Genomic DNA, 3,730 nt, shown 5'->3' with positions numbered 1-3,730 from the left:
ACCGGTCCGCTCCGGTGGCCGTTGTGGAGGCGTGACCGCGACGACCGAGCCGACCACCGACCGGCGCACCGCCGTGCACCGGCTCCTGCTGCGCCTGGCCGGGCAGGCCCCGGACGAGCTGGTCAGCGCGGCCCGGCAGTGGCTCGCGGCGGGGCAGCTGACCGAGGTGGCGCAGGCGGTCGCGTTCACCTGCCTGAGCGGACCCCTCCCGCTCACCGGGGCGGAGAGCGCCCTGCTCGCCGGCATCCTCGACGATGCCGGTGCGGACGGCAGCGCCCTGGTCAGGTCGCCCACCGGCGACCCGGCGCCGCCGGTGCCGTACGGGATGGCCCCGGTCGGCCCGTCGGTGCTGACCGAGTCCGGTGCGCGGGTGCCGTACAGCATGGATCTCACCGTCGGAGGGGACGGCCCCGGCGGGCCCGACGACCTCGACCGGGCCGCCGTGGCCGCAGCATCCGGGGCGGTGGGGCTCTGGCGGGCCTGGCGGTTCCCGGCCGTCGACGCGCGGCATCCGGCACCGAAACGGCTCTACCTGGTGCAGGGCGGTGACCCGGTCACCATCGCCGCCCGGGTCGGGTCCGCCCTGGAGGCGGCCGGTGAGCGGCATCCGCTGGTGGAGGCGTTCGTCGACCCGGCGGAACTGCCGGAGTACCAGCGGCGTGCGTTGGCCTTCTCGGCGCTGCTCTGGGCGGCCCGCCCCGCCGAGCCGCTGCGGATGGCCGTCCCGCCGGACCCCGCCGCGCCGCCCGGCACGCTCACCGACGACGAGGCGGAGCGGGTCGCCGCCTACCTGGGGGCGGGGGTGCCGCTGTTGACCAGTCCGCAGCGGTCGGCGGACGTCTTCGACCCGGAACACAACCCCGACCCGGTGCCGACGGGCGTCCGGGGCGACGGGCGGTGGTTGTGGTCGGAGGCGGTCACCTACTACACCGACCAGTACGGGCTCGCCCCCGATCCGGAACTGCTCGCGGCGATCCGGGCGGTCGACTACACCGCCCCGACGGTCGACGCGGTGGCGGTGCACCGTTCGCTGTCGTACCTCTTCGCGGCGATGTGCGACGCCGGACGGATCGCGGTGAACCACCCCGGCGAGCCCCACGTTGTGGAGGCATGAGCGTGCCGTCGGCGTTGCACCGGCTCCTGCTGCGGGTCGCCGGGCAGATCCGGCTGACCGACGCCGCCGCGCGGCTGCTTGCCGGGGTGCCCGCCGCCGGTGCACCCGACGACCTCCTCGCCGACCGGCCCCGATCCGAGAACGACCTCACCCCGCCCTGCACCTGGACGCCGGGCCCGCGCAGCGCCCCCGGGCCCACCCACCGCGGCACCCTGCCCGCAGCGCAACGGCACGACCAGGGTGCCGCGCCCGGAGCGAACCGGGTCGACCCGACCACCGGTGTGCGGGCGGGCGCGGCCCACGCGGGTGGACCGGTGGCGGGATAACCGGCGATGGAGCAGCCTCCCGGAACCGTCCACGCCGCCGTCGTCGGTGACGTGCTCCTCGTGCACGGCGAGACGGAGCCGTACGCCGCCCTCACCGGGGTGGCCGCCCGGTTGCCGGCCGACCCGGACCGTACCGTGGTGCTCTGCTCGCCGACCGTCTCGGGACGGCCGGACCTGTTCCGCCTCCTGGCCGAGCTGCTGCCCCGCCATCTCGGCGGATCGGCCGTCGGATTCCGCCTCGTCCCGCTCGGTGGTTACGCCGACCCGGTGGCGGTGTCGGACCTGGCGGCCGGGCTCGCCACGGATCTGGGGATCGACGGGGTGGTGCCGCTGGACGCCCCGGCCATGTCCACCCGGGCCGTGGCGACCGCACGACAGTGGGTCGTCACCGACGGCGGACCGGTCCGGCCGGAAGACCCGCCGGCCGCATGGTGTGCGCCGATCCCGGGCCCGCCCCGGCCGGCCGACCACCCCGAGCAGTCCGGGGCCGCCCCGGCCGGCGACGAGCCGGTCCCGCGGTCCGCGTCCCGGGAGCAACCGTCCCCGCCGGCCGTCGCCGCGTCGCCGCCGGGGCGACCGGTCCCGGGCGGCTGGTCGTTCCTGGACTCGTCGGACCCCGGACCAGCCGACCCGGTGCCCCTCGCCGTGTTCCTCGTCGAGGTGGCGATCGGCGCGGGCGGCTTCCGGGTCGATGGGTGTCCGGTGCCGCCCGGCGTGCTCGCCGATCACCTCGCCGCCGTCCGGGTCGACGGGCGGCCCGTGGTGCTGCGCGGCAGCGCGCCGTACCCGGCGGCAGCCGGGATGCTGTTCGGGAGCCTCGCCGACGCGCTCGGCAGTCCGGTGGTCGCCAGCGACGCCCGGGTCACGGTCACCGCGACGGGCCTGCTGACCACCCCGGGCACCTTCCGCCGTTGGCATCCACGGACCACCGCCGGTGCCGCCCGGATGGTCACCGACCTCGGCCCGGTGCTGCCCGCCCAACCCCGGGTGCCCCCCTCCCCGTCGGCCCTGCCGTCCGACGTGGCCCTGCCGTCCGACGTGGCCCCGCCGTCCGGTCCGGCACCGGCGGCCCCGCGTCGGGTCCCGGAGGTGCTCCTGGTCGGGCGGTTCGGGTCGGCCGTCGACCCGGCATTCGTGCTGCCGGACCTCGTGAGTCACTGGCAGCGGCTCCGCGTTCCCCGGCCCGACCTGCTGTGGGTCGAGCCGGCTGAGGCGACTGCGGTCCAGCGGGCACCGGCCCCGGCGGCGGAGCCGACGGCCACGGGTGCACCCGGCCCGGTGGACGTCGGGGCCGACCCGACCGTCGGCCCGATCGGCCCGGCCGCCGTGCTGTCCGGCGCAGGCATCTCGCCCGGTCCGCCTGGCATCTCGCCCGGTTCGCCCGGTGACGGCTCCGGTCCGCTGCCGACCGCCGACGTCGCACCCCGGCCGGGCACGCCGGTGACGCCTCCGGCCGGCCAGCAGCGGGTACCGGTGCCGTTGCGTCCGGACGGGGCCGAGCCCGCCGCCGAGGACCGGATGGCGCTGCGCCGGATCCTCGCCGGGCGCTACGACTCGTACACCCAGGTGGTGACCCGGACCCTGGCGGAGGAACCGGGGCTGCGGGTGGCGGCGATGGGTGCGCCGGACCTCCCGGCCGGCCTGGTCGCCGTCCGCGCCTACTGCACCGGTGCGCGGGACACGGTGAACGCGATCCTGCGCGGCGAGGCCGATCCGGACCCGGACGCCGACCCGACGGTGCTGGCCCGGTGGGTGGCCTACGGACTGCGCCGCCTGCCGGTGGTCTTCGGCCCGGTCTTCCGCGCGGCGACCGTGTTGCCGGCGGTCGGCTACCAACCGGGCGTGGTCCTGGTCGAGCCGGCCTTCCTCGACGTCGACCCGGTGCCCGCGCCGGCGCCGGACGCCGTAGCGGAATTCGTGATCTGGTCCATCGGCGCCCGCCGGTTGGGCGGCCTCGCCGCCGGTCCGCGTACCGGCCCTGCCGGTGCCGGCCCCGTCGGCGGGCGAACGGCGCCCCGGGCCGATGGCGCGGCGGTCTTCCCCGCCGGGACCTGCTTCGAGGTGCTGGCCGAGGAGCCGGCGCAGGAGCGGCAGCTGCGGCGGGTCTTCCTCCGGGAGGTGCCGGCCGGGCGGCCGTCCGGTGGCGGTGACCAGACGCTGGAACGGCTCCGGGCCGTCGTCGCGGCGGGAGCCGGGTCGGGCGGCCGCACCACGCCGTTGACCGTGGGGCTCGGATGTGACCCGGCCGGGCGGCTGTTCGCCCTGCCGTCGGGGTGAGCGCGCACGGCGT

3 protein-coding genes are annotated in these 3,730 nt (G+C 77.7%); all 3 read left to right on the top strand.

Features of this window, described 5'->3' with window-relative positions; all coding sequences use genetic code 11:
• Positions 1–31 precede the first annotated feature (31 nt).
• The 3 genes from H1A17_RS03055 to H1A17_RS03045 are packed head-to-tail and all read left to right on the top strand — an operon-like array spanning position 32 to position 3,717.
• A complete protein-coding gene (locus tag H1A17_RS03055) occupies positions 32–1,114 on the top strand; it encodes a hypothetical protein (RefSeq protein WP_194821012.1) in 1,083 nt (360 codons plus the stop codon).
• Complete coding sequence (locus H1A17_RS03050; RefSeq protein WP_194821011.1) at positions 1,111–1,440, top strand: hypothetical protein; 330 nt, start codon at positions 1,111–1,113, stop codon at positions 1,438–1,440. The genes H1A17_RS03055 and H1A17_RS03050 overlap by 4 nt, the downstream gene beginning before the upstream one ends.
• 6 nt (positions 1,441–1,446) lie before the next feature.
• Positions 1,447–3,717 carry a hypothetical protein gene (locus H1A17_RS03045; protein ID WP_194821010.1) on the top strand — a complete coding sequence of 757 codons (2,271 nt, stop codon included), beginning with the start codon at positions 1,447–1,449 and terminating at the stop codon, positions 3,715–3,717.
• The last annotated feature ends 13 nt before the right edge of the window (positions 3,718–3,730 follow it).

It is taken from the genome of Micromonospora sp. S-DT3-3-22 (genome assembly GCF_015354745.1).
Classification (GTDB): Bacteria; Actinomycetota; Actinomycetes; order Mycobacteriales; family Micromonosporaceae; genus Micromonospora; species Micromonospora wenchangensis.
This window is presented reverse-complemented; position numbering and strand designations above follow the sequence as displayed.